Raw genomic sequence first — 16318 nt, forward strand, 5'->3', positions numbered from 1 at the left:
AATGGAATCACTTCCAGCTGCCCATTTGGCTGGTTTAACACCGAAACACATTGAAGTAAAATTTTATGATGATCGGATGGAAAAGATTCCTTTTGATGAGCCTACAAACTTAGTTGCGATTAGCATCGAAACCTATACGGCAAAAAGAGCTTACCAAATTGCCACTGAATATAGACGAAGAAACATTCCTGTTGTGATGGGTGGATTTCATGCTACCTTAATCCCAGAGGAAGTTTCAGAATATGCGGAATCTGTTGTAGTAGGCGAAGCAGAAGCTGTTTGGAAAGATTTGATCTCTGATTTTGAAAGGGGAGAACTCAAACGAATTTATAAATCAGAAAAAAGGCCAGACATTTCTAAAATCCAACCGGATCGTTCTATCCTGAAAGGGAAACGATATTTACCCATAGGCCTTGTAGAAGCAGCAAGAGGTTGTACCTTCAAATGTGATTTTTGTGTGATCCAAACTTATTTTGAATCCACACAAAACAGGAAAGAAATTGAGACCATCTTAGATGAAATCAAAAGTATATCGGACAAAAGGAAATTAATCTTCTTTGTGGACGACAACATTGTCTCCCACCCAAAAGAAGCAAAAGCTTTTTACAAAGCCCTTATCCCTCTTAAAATTCGTTGGGTAAGCCAAGCTGCCATCACCATGACACATGATGATGAAATGTTGAAATTACTAAAAGAGAGTGGATGCCAGGGTGTCCTCATTGGGTTCGAATCTTTAAACAATGAAAATTTATTAAAGATGAACAAATCATTTAACACAACAAAGGGTGGAATCGAAGCCGCTGTCAACAAAATGAATTCTTATGGCATCAGGCTATATGCTACCTTTATTTTTGGATACGACAATGATACAATGGATTCGTTTCAGGAAGCTGTTCAATTTTGCATCAAACATAAAATATTTATGGCAGCATTTAATCATCTTACTCCATTTCCAGGAACACCTTTGTACAAACGATTAGAAGAAGAGGGGAAGTTGTTGTATCCCAAATGGTGGTTAGCTGACGAATATCGATATGGGCAGGTTCCTTTTCGGACCAATATGGATCCCGAGACAATTCAATTGGAATGTGTCAAAGCAAGGAAATCTTTTTATTCCTACTCTTCCATTTGGAAACGAATGTTTTCCAAAACCAATTCGGGAAGTTTTTTTATGTTACAAGCATACCTTTTCATCAATTTCTTATTAAGAAAAGAAGCATCTTTACGCGATTTGTATCCGCTAGGTGATGAATCCTTTCAAGGTGAATTATTAAAAGTAAAGGAAACTTCACTTGCCTTCCATAAAAATTCTTAGCGCCCAAAGAAATGATGACAAAGAGCTCGTCATTTTCAGTTCCAATTTCCCCTCGGAAGGTGGCTTAAAACTTGCGTTAGATCGTTCTCCATCTTATTTCGATTCACTTTCCCAAGAAGGATCTCATCCTAAAATCATCATCGGAAGAGAAACCAATTCGGGAGAGATGGTAGGCATTGGACATAGAACAGAATCTGATTTTTACTGGAAAGGAAAGAAAACCAAACTAGGGATCCTTTCTGGCCTTAGGCTTTTAAAACAATATCGTTCCGGGATCGCACTCGCAAGAGGGTATCAAAAGTTAAAAGAAATTCAAAATCGATATCCACTACCAGGTTCCCTCACAACCATCCAATCGGAAAACACAATTGCACTCAAGATCCTTACCTCAGGTAGAGCCTCTTTACCTAACTATCATTATCTGGATGAACTCATCACCTTTGTTTGGAAACCGAGAGTAGGGAAGGGGGAAAATCAATTTTCAATCCGAGATTTCTCTCAGACAAAAGAAGAATTGGAACTTTGGGAATCAAAGAGGATGAATAGTTTCTTAACTCCAATATTAAAAAATTCGATTTTTACAAAATCCCATTATTCACGATATGCCGTGTACAAAAACCAAACACTCGTTTCTGTATTTGGACTTTGGGACCAATCTAGTTGGAAACGATGGAGGGTATTAGGATACACTCCGCCATGGAAGTTGTTTCGATTGTTCTATAATCTTTGGGCAAAAATAAAACATTTGCCTTTCCTTCCCAAGGAAAAGGAACCTTTACATTATGTTTTTCTAAGCCAACTCAAAATCACAGAAATTGAGAACAAAGAACTTGAACCCATCTTAAAAACGATTCTAGAAAAATCAAAACAAGTTTATCCGAATGCGTATCTTTGTTATACAGTTTCCAAAAGAGATCCTTGGTTCCATTCCTTTCAAAAAATGCCGGCTTGGAAAATCAAAAGTCTAGGGTATTTTGTTCACTGGGAATCCGAGTCTCCTCTCAATCAAATCTCCGAAACAGGTTTTACAGAATGGGAAACAGGACTTCTTTAAACTTAGATTGTAAAATCGTTTCTCCCGAATCCTTAATTGATTCACAAATCCAACAAATGTATTCCTTAATGGAAGAGAATTATTTAGGAATGGAATTTCCTTCCTTTTGTTCCGACTTAATGGAAAAAACAAAAGTATTTCTCTTTCATAAAGAGGAAACAATCCAAGGTTTCACGACTTTAAAACTAAAAACACAGGAAATCGAAAACCAAACCATTCAGATTGCCTATTCAGGTGACACAGTCCTTTCCAAAAAATTTCGAGGTACACTATCCATACCGATCTATTGGGGAAGGTATATGTTAGAAGTATCTAAGGAAGAGATTCCTTTGTACTGGCTTTTGACTTCCAAAGGATTTCGTACGTATCGATACCTTTCTGTTTTTTTCAAAGTTTTTTACCCAAATCCTTTGATAGAAAATGAATCTTTAAAACGATATAGAGACCTGATCGCCTCACTTCAATTTGGCGAGGAATTTAACAAACAGACAGGGATTTTAAAAAGAAAAAAACAAGTCCAAACAATTCGAGACTTGGACTCGGAAGAAATTGCAATCACTCATACAAAAGATCCATACATCCAATACTTTGTGTCCCAAAACAAGAATTACCATCTGGGAGAAGAACTCGTTTGCCTGGCGCCATTTTCGAAATCAAATATCATTCCGATTATCTATCGTTACTTATTATCCAAACATGAATCATAATCAAATTTTAACCCATCTTTGGAAACTAGGTTGTTTTCCCTCCTACCAAACATTTCAAAAAAATAAAAATCATGTTTCCCAAGTTCAATCTCAAATCTTAAAAGACATTTTACGACTTTCAGAACAAACAGAATTTGGAAAAAAATTCAAGGTTCGCGCAAACTGGAATATCAAAGAATTTCAAAATAGGATTCCAGTTTCAGAATATACGGATTATGAAGAATTCTTAAACCGAATGATCCAAGGAAAATATTCTGTATTATCAAATTCCAAACTGAAAAAAATGGGAATGAGTAGTGGAAGTTCTGGAAAACATAAGTGGGTTCCATTTACAGAAAAATTAGCAAAAGAATATGCAAAATCAATCAGTGTTTGGATTTACGGATTGTTCCAGTCTCAACCCGAAATCAAGAAGGGAAAATTTTATTTTTCTGTTTCTCCTTCCGAATTTCCTACGTTTGAGGAAAGTAAAGTTCCCATTGGATTTGACGAGGATAGAGACTATCTAAATCCCATCGAACGTATGTTTGCAAAATCGCTTCTTGTCGTTCCAGAAAACATAAGTCAAATTCCCGATACCAATTTTGTTTTATACATTACATGTCTGTATTTACTGAACTCGAAGGATTTAAGTTTTGTATCAATTTGGCATCCTAGTTTTTGGATGTCCATTTTAGATCGGATCCAAAAAGACCATATACAAATACTCGCGGATCTCGAAAACGGAACCATCTCCGAACCAATCCAAATGTCCCAACCAAAAGAAGAATTTTCAAAACGCTATTCACAAAAAAATCCCAAAAGAAGTCAGGAACTAAGAGGAATGTTATCTTCTAAAGAGATCCATTGGTCAGATGTTTGGCCAAACCTGAAACTCATCAGTTGTTGGACTGATTCTTTTGCAAAAGAATCCTATTTACAAGTAAAGGAATTGTTTCCAAACGTTCCATTTGAAAGCAAAGGAATCCTAGCAACAGAAGCGGCAATTACCATTCCATTTTATGAAAACCGTTTCAACACCAAACATTTATTAGCATATACATCTCATTTTTTTGAATTTATGGATCCAAATGGAAACATCTTTTTACCTGAGGAATTAGAAATTGGTCAGGAATATGAAGTTTTGGTAACGACAGGTGGTGGATTTTATCGTTACCTCCTGGGTGATCGATTTGAAATGGTATCTCGATATGGTCAAATTCCAGAATTACGATTTCTCGGACGTAACGACGAGGTTTCTGATTTGGTGGGTGAAAAACTAAATGAAAATTTTCTTCGAGTGAGATGGAAACCGATATTAACCAAATTCCACTTACCGGAACGGGAAACCTTTCTCCGCGGAAACCTCTCCGAAAAAACTGCTTATTATGAATTGGTGACAACCACTGCACTTACCAATTCGCAAATCAAATCGTTAACAGATTCGCTCGAACTCGTTTTACATGAAAATCCACATTATGCGTATGCACGACGTCTTGGGCAACTAAGACCAGTTCAGTTCAAACACGTAGTGAAGGAAAAAGGGATCCAAGGGAGATTGTCTACGAGTAAAATGAAGATTCTAAGGGCACCGATACGAAAAGAAATCCCGAAGAGGATGTAAGATGTTTCACCCATATGAGGAATCGAAACTGTTACCGATGTGACTTTCTATACAACGTGGTACGAAACCTAATGCGACATAATACTAATTATGGGAAGTTCCTCACTGCATCACGTAATCATCTACAGAGAAACACTAGTCGTTGCATCATCTTAAAATCTACTCCAAAATTAGATAAGGAAACAATTCACTCATGTGCAGGTGATTTCCATGACCATGAAGCAATCGAAGACGGTGTATCCTTTGAGACCTTATGATTTTTGTAAGGTTTCCAAATACTTGGATAAATTGCCGACGTGTTGTTTTCCACCTTCAATCGCGCCATATTTCTGATTCACTCGTTCTAATTCCTGTTTGCTCTTAAAGACTTGGATCATGGTTAAGTTGGTTCCATCTCCTTGTGATTCAAAGAATATATCGGATTGGAAATCCACATCTTCGTCTCCCTCGCCATCACCAATATGTTGATAAGAAATCAGTTGAGATTTCTCAATCTTGAGGAATTGGATTTTATTTCGATAATCCTGTCCATCAGGTCCATGCATGATGAATTCGAAAATTCCTTCGCTTCTGAAATCAAAGGATAAAACAGTCAGAGTAAACCCATCTGGTCCCCACCATTCCTTCAAATGGTTTGGATCAGACCATACTTCAAATAATATTTCTTTGGGAACATCAAATTACTTCCGAAAAATAACTTTGTTATCATAAATTTCTGTAATTACGGGAGTTGAAGTCATATCTTTTTTCCTTTCTTTAATTTTAATGCATAACGTTCCAATCGATTCAATCGTTTGATTCCATTATCTTTGACCTTCTGAATGAATTCTTCCATTTCAGAAAAACCGTCCAAGTTGACTGAATAAATTCTTTTCTGCGCTTCTTTTTTTACTCTCAAAAATTGTAAGTCTTTTAACAATTTCAGATGTTGGGAAATTGCTGGTGCACTGATGGGAAATTGTTTTGCTATATCGGTGGAAGTCAGTTCACCATTTCTGGCAACTAAAAGGATAATTTCTCTTCTAGTTTCATCACTCAAAACAAAAAAAGGATTCATAAGGGTTAATTAATTAATAAACTTCTTAATTTAGTCAATACTTAATTAAGCAATATATTAAATACTTTTTTTTCCATACACAAGTTCAGAACAGTTTGCCCTATTCTTCGTGATTCCATTTTAGATATCATCCTTTGGAACATAGCCGATAACTGTTCGTTTATAATGCTTGCGATTTTAGAATGACTCTTATCATCCAACTTGAAACTGAATTACCTTTTTCACCTTCTTTGTGTTTTTTTGATTGCAAATGTTAGTAGAATTGATTGAATTTTCTTCCAATGATTAAAAACGGAACATCGTTCAACCCAATGAATTTCGGTGTTTAAGGAATGAGGGAAGAAATGACAAAACAAACGTTACGGGATCCGAAAGTCGTCATCATCGGAGCTGGAATGACGGGAATCCTACTGGCAATCGAATTGGATCGCATAGGAGTAAAAGACATCACCATCCTAGAAAAGAAATCGGACCTAGGAGGAACATGGCGTGAAAATACTTACCCAGGTGTTGCCTGTGATATCCCCGCCCATATGTATACTTATAGTTTTGCGCCAAATCCAGAATGGAGCCATAGGTTTGCTCATGGAGATGAAATCCATGCTTACTTCAAACGAGTGAGTGAAGAATTTAAGGTCACTCCCAAAATTCATTTCAATGAAGCGGTTACGGAAGCCACATACCAAAATGGAAAGTGGACCACAAAAACGTCCAAAGGACAAACATACATTTCTGACTTCTTAATTTCAGCAACTGGTATCTTACACCATCCCGCAAAACCGAATATCCCAGGACTTGAAAGTTTTCAAGGGAAATGTTTTCATACCGCGGAATGGGACCATTCAGTAGCATTAGAGGGAAAAAGAATTGGAGTCATCGGCACAGGTTCAACTGCAGCACAAGTGATTCCTGAAATGATTAAGGTTGGTAAAAAGGTTTCTGTTTTTCAAAGAACACCGCAATGGATTGTAAAAGTTCCAGATACAACCTATACAGAAGAAGATAAACAAAAATGGAGAAAGGAACCAAACATCCTCAAACGATTTCATAAGTGGTATACCTTTGCCGTGGAACAAACCTTCTCTAAGGCTGTGATTGGTAAAAAAATTCCTCACTTACTCATGAGTTTTTTGTGTAAACGGAATCTTCGTACATCCATAAAGGACCCAGTGTTACGTCAAAAACTGACTCCGAATTATCGAGTTGGTTGTAAACGTGTGATTGTAAACTCTACATTTTATGATGCCATCCAAAAACCAAATGCGGATTTGGTGACAGAAGGGATTGAAAAAATTACGGAAAAAGGTGTCGTTACAAAGGACGGCAAACTTCACGAATTGGATGTATTAGTGCTTGCGACAGGGTTCCATCCTTTTAACTTTATGCGCCCAATGAACCTAACAGGCGAAAATGGAATTTCGATTGAAACTGCCTGGAAAAAGAAAGTGCAGGCTTACAGATCCCTCTTCATTCCACATTTTCCAAATTTTGTTCTAATGCTCGGGCCAAACACCCCCATTGGAAATTTTTCTGTCATCGCGATGAGTGAAGTCCAAACCAAATATGTTTTAAAAATCATAGAAGATTGGAGAAAGGGAAAATTTAACGCAATTGATGCAAAAGAAGAAGCCTTACAACGATTTGCTGCGTATCTAAAAAAAGGAATGGTCGGAACCGTGTGGCTTGGAGGTTGCCAAAGTTGGTATTTGGATCCAGATGGAGACCCTGCGATGTGGCCCTATACCTGGAGTCGATGGGAAAAAGAAATGAAAACTCCTGATTACCAAGACTTTCGTTTGATTTCCCAATAATCATTTTTTTCAAAACCTAAACAACATTTTGCCGGTATTTGTTATGAATACCGGCTTTTTTAGCGATTAATTTTGACTCGATTGTAACCTCCCTTCTAAGTCTCGCAAAGCTTTGTCCATAACTAACAAGTTAGTAGATTCGATCATCTTTTCAATGTTAGCGGTTCTGAAAAATCCATAAATTTCAACAGTATATTCAGCTTCTTCCTGTAATGTATTGGATGTTATGAGTTTGGAACCCTTGTAAAGGCTATATTCAAATTGGACTTTGTAGGAGTGCTCGCGAATTTGTACAGGCCAGTAGGCAACCATTGGGTAAATGGCAGGCCAAGTCCACCAATAGTTGTAATTATCCGAATAACGAGGGGTAATTGTGACGTCAATGGCGTAATCATCAGCTGTAATTTTTGAGTTTTCATCGGGAATGGACACCTTATTAAACATCCGAGCCGATTTTAAATATTCAATGAAAACAGGTTTCCAACCTTTCACAAATCCTAAACGATCTGAAGTGATGATATCAAATTTGCCGATAAAAATTTGGTTTGGGTATTTGGCAATCGATTGAACTGTATCTTGTTTAGAAGGTGGAATTTGTCTGATGTCGACTTGGCAAGAAACAAAGAAGAATAAAAACAATAGGCTAACGAAGGAATTACGCATATTCTTTGTTATTCCTTTGGAACTAACAATTGTCAAGTTTAACTAATATTCTATTTAGATTTTTATTCAATGTTTCTTTCAAATAAGATGTTTTCCATATCAATTTTCAGTTGAGGAAGTGATGACGAGGTATGGATTTTTTTTCCCATCCAAAGTTTCTACCATTTTGAATAAAATGTCCCGGTTTACACCCACACAACCTGACGTAGGTTTGGTTTCTTTCCATGGATGCAGGAAAATCATACTTCCCATCCCAGGGAAACTCGGATTTGTATTATGTTCGATGACCACAAAGATCTCATAAATCTCAGAATCCCATAAAGAATGAGAACCCTTTTCTTTTTTTGAGACTAGTTGGTTATAGTGTTTTGATTTTGGATCATCATTCCAAAAGTGAAACTTTCGAATTTGAGTGTATTCTAAATGACGAATGGAATTTTTTCTTTTCCCAAGAATTCTTTTGATGGGAAAATACCCTTCAGGCGTAAATCCGTCGCCTTCTCGTTTGTGTTCGGATAGAGTCAGTCCACTGCGACCAAACCAAACAGGCACATCTTCTAAATCGGTTCGCCACTCACCGTCAACAAGGGTGAATAAGTGCAACTTTCCTTGTGTTTCCCCTGGTCGACCGATCACAATTACCACTTGTTCGGATTGGAAAAACGTGTGTGGCAAAGTAAATTTCGCAGGATTCCCTTCGGGAAATACGTCGAGTTTGGGCAAAAATAGGAATAAATAGAGAAAAAAACGAGGAATGGAAGGAAATTGGCACGAAAAAATTAGGGAAATGGAGGATTTTCTTTTGCGGAAACTGGAAAATGGGGTAAGATGGATGAATTCCAAATGGCGAATCAGAAGATCCGCTCCCCCTGCTGGGCTCGAACCAGCGACCCAATGATTAACAGTCATTTGCTCTACCGACTGAGCTAAAGGGGAATCTCGAATCTGTGACCATGCTACGGAGAAAGCCCGCTAGGTCAAGGAAAAAATTATGTCATAGCGACGAAAATTTTTGAAAAAATTCTAAAAAATCCGATCTCTTACTCTGAAAAAATAGATGTTTCCAACTTAAGATTCCTTCATTGTGACATAATCCTCTCCGCTTCTGGTAGAGGAAAAAATAGAAATTTTATATGTTGTTTGAGATGGGGTTCTTGCATGAAGATTGAGAGGCATTTTACCAAAGGGAACAAGGGTTTATACCCGAATTTAACATGGGTTCGTAAGGACTCAAAAATTACAAATACGGACGGGTCGGTTGTGTTTGAAGCAAACGGCGTCGAAGTTCCCGATTTTTGGTCGCAAGTGGCTACCGATATCCTCGCGCAGAAGTATTTCCGCCGCAAAGGTGTTCCCAAGTATCTCAAAAAAGTCCAAGAAAAAGGAATCCCAGAATGGTTACAACGTTCGGTTCCTGATGATGAAAAACTCGTCGCTCTAAACCCCGAAGACCGTTATGTAGGAGAATCAGATTCCAAACAAGTTTTCCACCGTTTGGCAGGATGTTGGACGTATTGGGGTTATAAATACGGGTATTTTACAGATGAAGATAGCGCTCGTGTTTTCTATGAAGAAGTAATCTTTATGCTCGCAAGCCAAATGGCTGCTCCTAACTCTCCACAATGGTTCAACACCGGTCTCCACTGGGCGTATGGAATTGATGGAAAATCACAAGGTCACTACTACGTTGATCCAAAATCGGGAAAATTAGTAAGATCCGCCTCTTCTTACGAACACCCACAACCACATGCTTGTTTCATCCAATCAGTCGATGATGATTTAGTGAATGAAGGCGGAATCATGGACCTTTGGGTCAGAGAAGCTCGCCTCTTTAAATACGGTTCGGGAACAGGAACAAACTTCTCCAACCTACGTGCAGCCAATGAATCCCTTTCGGGTGGTGGCAAAAGTTCAGGCCTTATGTCCTTCTTAAAAATTGGGGACCGTGCCGCAGGTGCGATTAAATCCGGCGGAACCACTCGACGTGCCGCAAAGATGGTTTGTCTTGATATGGACCACCCTGATATCGAAGAGTTTATCGATTGGAAAGTCCAAGAAGAGAAAAAAGTGGCATCCCTTGTCACTGGTTCCATTCTAAACAACCGACTCTTAAATGAAATAATGAGCGCTTGTGCTTCCGCCAAACAAACACTTGGTGAAGAAAAAGCATACGATCCGACTGCAAACGTTGAGTTGAAAAAAGCCATCCAAAAAGCTAGAAAAGCCTTTGTTCCAGACAACTACATCAAACGAGTGATTGATTTGTCAAAACAAGGATACAAAGACCTACTCTTTGAAGAACTCACAACCGATTGGCAATCTGAAGCATACAATACAGTTTCTGGACAAAACTCCAATAACTCCGTGCGAATCACAAATGAGTTTATGGAAGCGGTAGAAAAAGACTTACCATTCCACCTCATCAATCGCACAGAGAAGGATAAAGCTCTCAAAGAAGGTCGTGAACCAAAAGCGGCAAAAACCCTACGGGCTCGTGACCTTTGGGAAAGAATTGCTAACGCAGCTTGGAACTCAGCGGATCCAGGAACACAATACCATAGCACGATCAACGAATGGCATACTTGTCCAGAAGATGGAGCGATCAATGCCTCCAACCCATGTTCTGAATACATGTTCCTCGACAACACAGCATGTAACTTAGCTTCTGCGAACCTAGTTAAATTCTTAAAAGAAGATGGAACCTTTGATGTAGAAGGATACCGTTACCTAAACAAAATCTGGACCATCATTCTAGAGATTTCTGTTCTCATGGCGCAGTTCCCATCCAAAGAAATTGCAGAATTGTCTTACAAGTTTAGAACATTGGGGCTCGGGTATGCAAACCTTGGTTCCCTTCTCATGATCATGGGAATCCCTTATGATTCTCAAGAAGCGATGGCTGTGACTGGTGCGATTTCTTCCATCATGCATATGACTGCGTATGCGACATCTGCTGAAATGGCAAAAGAACTCGGACCATTTGCTGGTTACGAAAAAAACAAAAACCATATGTTACGTGTCATCCGTAACCACAGACGTGCTGCTTACAATGCACCAAAAGAAGAATACGAAGGTTTAACCATCACTCCAGTGGGAATTAACCCTTCTTTCTTACCGTCTTACTTACTCGAAGCAGCAAAAGAAGATTCCGACAGAGCCCTGGAACTGGGAGAACAATTCGGATACCGCAATGCACAAGTAACAGTGATTGCTCCAACAGGAACCATCGGTCTTGTCATGGATTGTGATACGACTGGAATCGAACCTGACTTTGCTCTAGTGAAATACAAAAAATTAGCGGGTGGTGGTTACTTTAAAATCATCAACCAATCCGTTCCTGCAGCATTGAAAAAACTTGGTTATAGCCAAGCAGAACAAGACGCGATTGTGAACTATTGTAAAGGTCATGCGACATTCAATGGAGCACCTGGTGTCAATACAGCACGATTGAAAGAAAAAGGTTTCACGGAAGATGTTTTGGAAAAATTAGAAAAACAACTTCCATTTGTTTTTGATATCCAATTTGCTTTCAACAAATTCACATTAGGTGAAGATTTCCTTGCGAAAACATTGGGAATCGATCCTTCCCTTTACAATTCCATGGGTTTCAATTTGCTTGAAACATTGGGATTTACGGCAGATGAAATCGCACAAGCAAATGATTATGTTTGTGGAACGATGACCATCGAAAACGCACCATTCATCAAAGAGAAGGATCTTCCTGTTTTTGATTGTGCGAACAAATGTGGTAAATACGGAAAACGTTTCTTATCTTATCAATCACACATCCGAATCATGGCAGCGGCTCAGCCATTCATTTCGGGTGCGATTTCCAAAACGATCAACCTTCCAGAAGAGGCAACCATCGAGGATGTAAAAAATGCATACCTCATGTCCTGGAAAGTGATGATCAAAGCAAACGCTCTCTACCGAGACGGATCAAAACTTTCACAACCACTTAACTCCGTATTTCAGTTGTTAAGTGCTGTGGGAGAAGAGGAAGAAGAACTAAGCACTACTTCCGCTCCAAAAACGGTAACAGAAGTAGCAGAAAAATTGGTGTATAAATACATCTCGGAAAGAAGGAAACTTCCACACCGACGTGCAGGATACACACAAAAAGCAATGGTGGGTGGTCACAAAGTTTATCTCCGAACAGGAGAATACGAAGATGGCCAACTCGGTGAAATCTTTATCGATATGCATAAGGAAGGAGCGGCATTCCGTTCCCTGATGAATGCCTTTGCGATTGCTGTTTCCCTTGGATTACAACATGGCGTTCCATTGGAAGAATTTGTAGAAGCATTTACCTTCTTCAAATTTGAACCAAACGGAATGGTATCAGGTAACCCTCATATCAAAATGTCTACTTCTGTAATCGATTACATCTTCAGAGAACTTGCGATCACTTATCTTGGTCGATACGACTTGGCACAAGTATCACCAGAAGATTTGAGAACAGACGAAGTGGGAAGAAAAGCAGAACCGGCTCGAGATACTGTGGGAAAGCAGGAAAGTAGCGGCCCTCGCACTCCGCTACAAGTGAATGCGATTTCCATGAAATCAGTTCTCGAAGATAAACCGGAAGCTGTGGCAGTGGCTGGAGCGCAAACGACTCAACCCACACAAGCACAGTCGGCAGCAGCAACACTTAAGATCATTGCGGAAGCAAGAACCAAAGGGTATACAGGAGATTCCTGTACAGAATGTGGTTCCTTCCAAATGGTTCGAAATGGAGCTTGCCTCAAGTGTATCTCCTGTGGATCCACAACAGGTTGTTCATAAAGAAAATCCAATCACCATCTAGTTTGCAAAAGACTCAGATGGTGAATCCAATGGAGACCGCAAATCAAGGGGTCACATTACGGATGAGGAAGTGGGAAAGAAGGGACCGAACATTCGGTCCTTTTTTTTGCTTTCAGGTGTTTTCCTTTCAAAGGAAAATCTGACTACTGTGGAAATGTTTGTGTTACAGGGATTTCAACGTTTGATGTAATTTAAGGTGTAGGTGCAGGTTCAATCGAACCGTCATCCTGTTTTGGAACTCCGCCACCTAATTGGTTTAAGTTGGGAAGGTCTACTTTGGGAGATGATAAAGTTCCGCGAACAGGAATACAGGTTTTGCCAGCTTCTTGTGGTAATAAAGCTACCATCCCTACTAAATCTTGCCTTTCTTGTGCAAATTTCTCTGTAAAAGAAAAACAAACCTTTAAGTCCAACTGGGAAAACGAAATGGTATCAGATAAACGCACCACACCTTGGAATTGGAACTTAGCCAAATTGGAATCAAGGTTTCCTCTTTCAATGAGAAGTTTTCCAGATCGAATTTTAAAAAGTAAATTTGCCCTTTTGATCTCGGTTCCTTTTAAAGATCCTAAAAAAGGAATGTCCATTGATTCCTTAATTTTTGCGCCAGAAACGGTGATTTCCCCTTCTCCATTCCATTTGGTGATCTTTTCATCTAACGGAGACAGGCGGATCGGTAAATCTAAAGTTTGGATCCCAATAGATAAGTCACTGCCCTCATAACTAAAATACCCAATATTGACATCCCCTTCCAAACGAGATTGGATTAACCCAAATAAGGAAATCCCAAGACTCACTTCTTCTGCTTTTAAAGAAGTTCCCGATGGAAAACTCATAACAAAACTATCAAAAGACTTTCGGCCAATCATGGGGAAATGGATTTCTTTTGCATCCATAAAGATTCCCGTTTCTTTGCCAGTTTTAATCAGGACAGACCGAACAATTTCATTCAGAGGGAATATAAAAATTGTAAATAATATAAAAGAAACAATGGAGATGGCGACAAGAGTGAGAACTTGTTTGCGATTGACTTTCGCGTGTTCTTCATCGTTGTCCTCTTCAAACTTCTCGGAATCATCTTCCAAAAGAGATTCCTGAATGGCCAAATCCTCTTCTAAATCAAAATCTTCCTCAATTTCGTTTTCTTTTGCCATTTTATTTTCCTTTCGACAAACGACTGTAGGATGAAACCTTTAGATTTACATCGTAAATCTCTTTTTCGGCAAAAGGTTTTCGAAAACTAAGTAGGTCTACTTTTGCTTGGATTTGTTTATTCTTTTCAATATCGTAAACGAGTTTGATGATATCTTGTAACAACACGGATCGAAAGGATACATCAATCGTGATTTTATTATAGTCCTTTTGGATGACATTACTTGTATCCTTCATCGTTTGGACTTTGTCTTTTAGATTATAACGTACCAAAATTTGATCCAATTTGGAATACATGACACTTACATCTTCTTCACTGCCACCAGATTGTAGACCACGCAAATAATTGTATTCACGGATCACTCTGTCGAGTTCTCCCGCTTGTGATCTTGTTTCAAAAATTTCATCCGACAAACGATTTCTTAGATCGGATAATAAAGTCACAATCGTATACACTCCAAGTAGTGATACAAAACTAATCAGACCAATGACAAGGACTCGTTCTCTATCATTCAAACGATCAAACATCAGGGTTCATCCTTTGGAGTCACAACATCCATTTTGATTTTAAAACTAACTTTGTATTTGTTCACACCCGTGATAAGACGTTTGTTTTGAATTTGAATATTCGTGAATTTTTCTGATTTCTCCAAAGCAGATTGAATGGTTCCAATCTCCCCAAACTCATTCACCCTACCGTAAATTTGGATTTCCTTTTCTTCAAAGTTAAACTGATCTAAAATAAAGGGTAAAACATCTGGTGATGGGAATTGTTCGGTTGCTTCATTTAAAACATCGAGAACACTTTCTTGAGATAAAAACAATCGGTAAATTTCAGTTTTTTTCCGTTCAGCTTTTAACTTTTTATTAGCCGCGTCCAGTGGATCTTCGTCTTCCCCTAACTCTCCACCAATTCCATTTTTGTATTTTTCCATTAATATCTGTTTGTTGGCGGCAATTTTACGTTTATCTAAAATGATACCAATGATAAACACACCGAAGAGAAGAATGAGGGATATACTGACCAAAATGATATGAGGTTTGAATGCTGCCAATTTGAAGCGATTGGTGTGAATTTTTTTTGCAAAACCAGTTTCTAAAAAATTCACTCGGTTTCGAGATTCAAAATGAACACCCGTGGCAACTGCCGTCACAAAACTAGGGTCATTGATTCCTAAAAATTCGTACCGCCCAATTTTGATTCCCAGTTTTTCTTCTAAGTAACCTGTTAAACTTGGGTAGAGGCTTGCTCCACCAGAAAGTAAAATGAGACTTGGTCTTTCTTTTTCGGGAAGAGAAAAAATACTATTTTCCACTTCATGAATGATTTGTTCGAGTTTTGCGAGGATGAATTTACGAAGGACCTTCAATTGGCTGTTTGTAATATGAAACTGGTTTAGAAATTTTGTTTCTTCTCCCTTTTCAATCGAATCAAATAAAAATCCAACTGGAAGTGATTCTTTCACTAACCTTGCGTCTTCAAAATCTATTTTTAAAAGGTTTGCGATCTCTGCCGTTACCTCTTCTCCACCGATATAGATTTGGCGAGTGTGTCTTAATTTCCCTTCATGTAAAACATTCAGAATGCTATACCTTCCCCCTAAATCAAGTTGCATGATGGAGTGATCTGCAACTAACAGGGGATAATTTTTTGAAATGAGAGAAGCAAGCACATAAGAATCTAAGGACAAACAACTTAAGGTCAAGTCCCCTTTGGCAAAGGGTTTTAGAGCTCGAAATAACTCCGAATGATGGACATTAAAGGTAATGACGTCTGAGTTTTCTTTTCCTGTTCTCCAAGTTTTACCAATGACTTCAAGTTCTTCCATAGGGTAAGGGACTAAATTTTCCACTTCAAATGGCAAAACTTCTTGGATGGCTTTTTCGGAAACCAATGGAACAGTGAGGTCTCTCACAAATAAATTATGAATTCCTAAATTGAGTAAAAATCGATTTTCCTCTGGGAAAAAACTTTGGATGAAACGAATGATATTGTATTCGAATGGGTCCCCTTCATTTTCATCTAGTTCCACGACGGGTAAACTTTCCGTCCTGAGGATGACCACTTTTCCTAAAACTTTTTTGAATAAAACACCCTTTAGGAAGGTAGAGCCGTAATCGATTGCAAGGTATTGGTCAAATGATAACAT

General features: G+C 38.5%; 12 protein-coding genes, 1 tRNA gene and 1 pseudogene. 6 read left to right on the top strand and 8 right to left on the bottom strand.

Annotated elements, in window-relative coordinates; all coding sequences use genetic code 11:
* Position 1 precedes the first annotated feature (1 nt).
* The 4 genes from EHQ59_RS05695 to EHQ59_RS05710 are packed head-to-tail and all read left to right on the top strand — an operon-like array spanning position 2 to position 4679.
* Complete coding sequence (locus tag EHQ59_RS05695; RefSeq protein WP_135618292.1) at positions 2–1315, top strand: B12-binding domain-containing radical SAM protein; 1314 nt, start codon at positions 2–4, stop codon at positions 1313–1315.
* Positions 1293–2369, top strand: a complete 1077-nt coding sequence (locus EHQ59_RS05700; RefSeq protein ID WP_135618294.1) for a hypothetical protein — start codon at positions 1293–1295, stop codon at positions 2367–2369. The genes EHQ59_RS05695 and EHQ59_RS05700 overlap by 23 nt, the downstream gene beginning before the upstream one ends.
* Complete coding sequence (locus EHQ59_RS05705) at positions 2348–3076, top strand: hypothetical protein (RefSeq protein ID WP_135618295.1); 729 nt, start codon at positions 2348–2350, stop codon at positions 3074–3076. Before EHQ59_RS05700 ends, EHQ59_RS05705 begins: the two co-directional genes overlap by 22 nt.
* Positions 3066–4679, top strand: coding sequence for a GH3 family acyl-acid amido synthetase (locus EHQ59_RS05710; RefSeq protein ID WP_135618297.1), 1614 nt, complete (start codon positions 3066–3068; stop codon positions 4677–4679). Before EHQ59_RS05705 ends, EHQ59_RS05710 begins: the two co-directional genes overlap by 11 nt.
* A 251-nt stretch (positions 4680–4930) precedes the next feature.
* Here the strand turns inward: EHQ59_RS05710 and EHQ59_RS05715 are convergent.
* Positions 4931–5419: pseudogene (locus tag EHQ59_RS05715) on the bottom strand (SRPBCC domain-containing protein).
* On the bottom strand, positions 5416–5736 hold the full coding sequence (locus tag EHQ59_RS05720; protein ID WP_135618299.1) for an ArsR/SmtB family transcription factor: 321 nt from the start codon (positions 5734–5736) through the stop codon (positions 5416–5418). The pseudogene EHQ59_RS05715 and the gene EHQ59_RS05720 overlap by 4 nt, the downstream one beginning before the upstream one ends.
* A gap of 344 nt (positions 5737–6080) precedes the next feature.
* Between EHQ59_RS05720 and EHQ59_RS05725 the strand changes: the two genes are divergently transcribed.
* Positions 6081–7547, top strand: coding sequence for a flavin-containing monooxygenase (locus EHQ59_RS05725; RefSeq protein ID WP_135618301.1), 1467 nt, complete (start codon positions 6081–6083; stop codon positions 7545–7547).
* Positions 7548–7613: 66 nt separating this feature from the next.
* Here the strand turns inward: EHQ59_RS05725 and EHQ59_RS05730 are convergent, their stop codons facing one another.
* The 3 genes from EHQ59_RS05730 to EHQ59_RS05740 all read right to left on the bottom strand — a co-directional run bounded on the left by EHQ59_RS05730 (position 7614) and on the right by EHQ59_RS05740 (position 9146).
* Complete coding sequence (locus tag EHQ59_RS05730; RefSeq protein WP_135618303.1) at positions 7614–8210, bottom strand: LBF_2127 family putative lipoprotein; 597 nt, start codon at positions 8208–8210, stop codon at positions 7614–7616.
* Between the two features lie 99 nt (positions 8211–8309).
* Positions 8310–8885, bottom strand: coding sequence for a L,D-transpeptidase family protein (locus tag EHQ59_RS05735; protein ID WP_167481381.1), 576 nt, complete (start codon positions 8883–8885; stop codon positions 8310–8312).
* A gap of 188 nt (positions 8886–9073) precedes the next feature.
* Positions 9074–9146, bottom strand: a tRNA-Asn gene (locus EHQ59_RS05740).
* A gap of 222 nt (positions 9147–9368) precedes the next feature.
* Here EHQ59_RS05740 and EHQ59_RS05745 point away from each other — a divergent pair.
* A complete protein-coding gene (locus EHQ59_RS05745) occupies positions 9369–12995 on the top strand; it encodes a vitamin B12-dependent ribonucleotide reductase (RefSeq protein WP_135618304.1) in 3627 nt (1208 codons plus the stop codon).
* 212 nt (positions 12996–13207) lie between these two features.
* On the opposite strand, the gene gspN is transcribed toward EHQ59_RS05745, so the two are convergent.
* Genes gspN through pilM form a run of 3 tightly spaced genes read right to left on the bottom strand, consistent with a single transcriptional unit; the run spans position 13208 to position 16318 of the window.
* The gene (gspN, locus tag EHQ59_RS05750; protein ID WP_135618306.1) at positions 13208–14170 is read right to left on the bottom strand and encodes a type II secretion system protein GspN; all 963 of its coding nucleotides are present in this window, start codon (positions 14168–14170) and stop codon (positions 13208–13210) included.
* Between the two features lies 1 nt (position 14171).
* Entirely contained in the window at positions 14172–14696 is a 525-nt protein-coding gene (locus tag EHQ59_RS05755) for a hypothetical protein (protein WP_100717035.1), read from the bottom strand.
* Positions 14696–16318 (bottom strand): cell division protein FtsA, encoded by a 1623-nt coding sequence (pilM, locus tag EHQ59_RS05760; protein ID WP_135618308.1) that lies wholly within the window; start codon positions 16316–16318, stop codon positions 14696–14698. Before pilM ends, EHQ59_RS05755 begins: the two co-directional genes overlap by 1 nt.

This window comes from Leptospira kemamanensis (genome assembly GCF_004769665.1).
Classification (GTDB): Bacteria; Spirochaetota; Leptospiria; order Leptospirales; family Leptospiraceae; genus Leptospira_A; species Leptospira_A kemamanensis.

What these genes read in the sequence shown, in the direction of transcription:
- EHQ59_RS05695 (WP_135618292.1), top strand. Translation starts at nt 2, where the DNA reads ATGGAATCACTTCCAGCTGCCCATTTGGCTGGTTTAACACCGAAACAC.
- EHQ59_RS05710 (WP_135618297.1), top strand. Translation starts at nt 3,066, where the DNA reads ATGAATCATAATCAAATTTTAACCCATCTTTGGAAACTAGGTTGTTTT.
- EHQ59_RS05705 (WP_135618295.1), top strand. Translation starts at nt 2,348, where the DNA reads ATGGGAAACAGGACTTCTTTAAACTTAGATTGTAAAATCGTTTCTCCC.
- EHQ59_RS05730 (WP_135618303.1), bottom strand. Translation starts at nt 8,210, where the DNA reads ATGCGTAATTCCTTCGTTAGCCTATTGTTTTTATTCTTCTTTGTTTCT.
- pilM (WP_135618308.1), bottom strand. Translation starts at nt 16,318, where the DNA reads ATGTTATCATTTGACCAATACCTTGCAATCGATTACGGCTCTACCTTC.
- EHQ59_RS05745 (WP_135618304.1), top strand. Translation starts at nt 9,369, where the DNA reads ATGAAGATTGAGAGGCATTTTACCAAAGGGAACAAGGGTTTATACCCG.
- EHQ59_RS05725 (WP_135618301.1), top strand. Translation starts at nt 6,081, where the DNA reads ATGACAAAACAAACGTTACGGGATCCGAAAGTCGTCATCATCGGAGCT.
- gspN (WP_135618306.1), bottom strand. Translation starts at nt 14,170, where the DNA reads ATGGCAAAAGAAAACGAAATTGAGGAAGATTTTGATTTAGAAGAGGAT.
- EHQ59_RS05755 (WP_100717035.1), bottom strand. Translation starts at nt 14,696, where the DNA reads ATGTTTGATCGTTTGAATGATAGAGAACGAGTCCTTGTCATTGGTCTG.
- EHQ59_RS05720 (WP_135618299.1), bottom strand. Translation starts at nt 5,736, where the DNA reads ATGAATCCTTTTTTTGTTTTGAGTGATGAAACTAGAAGAGAAATTATC.